Source organism: Pedobacter sp. HMWF019, assembly GCF_003061025.1.
Classification (GTDB): domain Bacteria; phylum Bacteroidota; class Bacteroidia; order Sphingobacteriales; family Sphingobacteriaceae; genus Pedobacter.
Map to the genome: position 1 here is coordinate 9,951 of NZ_QAIL01000565.1, position 679 is coordinate 10,629.

A 679-nucleotide genomic window follows, 5' to 3' on the forward strand; every position below is an offset into this window, starting at 1 on the left:
AGCGCAACCTGAGGTATCCGGATATGGCTTCCGAAGCCAGTATTCAAGGAAAAGTATTTGTAAGTTTTGTGGTGGAAAAAGATGGCTCGGTTTCGGATGTGACCCTGGTTAAAGGAATTGGGGGCGGCTGTGATGAGGAGGCTTTGCGAGTAATTAAAAAATCTCCAAAATGGAAACCTGGTCAGCAAAATGGCAGGAATGTACGTGTAAGATATAATATGCCACTGTCATTTACCATTAGCCAATAATTTGAGGGAGAAAGCAGGCTAAACTCAAAAAAATTAGACAGATAAAAATCGGCTGCATAATTACCCTGACGGGGGCAACTACGCTGAGGCCGGTTTTTATCTGTCTAATTTTTTTTGCAAGACGCCTACTTGTATGGGGGTGATCCAGGGAAGGAGCAGATTAGGCCTGTAGAAAGAGTAATGCTAGCAATAGGCCATCTGTTTTTCTGCACCCTCTTTCTGCAATTTGCTAAGAAAAAGGTGTATGCTGGTGAGAGGCCTCAGAGATCTGCGGCTTTTTCAGCCGCCTGATATCGTTAGCCTCGAAGCAGCATACACCTTTTTCTATATAAATTTCACCTCCTCTTATTTGTCTTTAGTTATACACAAACCTAAATGAATAAATTTTGGCAGTAAATGATCGCTTCATTACCGATAAAAAAAATATATTC

The 679-nt window shown here is 41.4% G+C and carries 1 protein-coding gene; it reads left to right on the forward strand.

The annotated features are described in order from the left end of the window. The coding region (locus DBR11_RS27425; protein ID WP_199233983.1) for an energy transducer TonB at positions 1–248 on the forward strand (248 nt) is incomplete at its 5' end. Between the last annotated feature and the right edge of the window lie 431 nt (positions 249–679).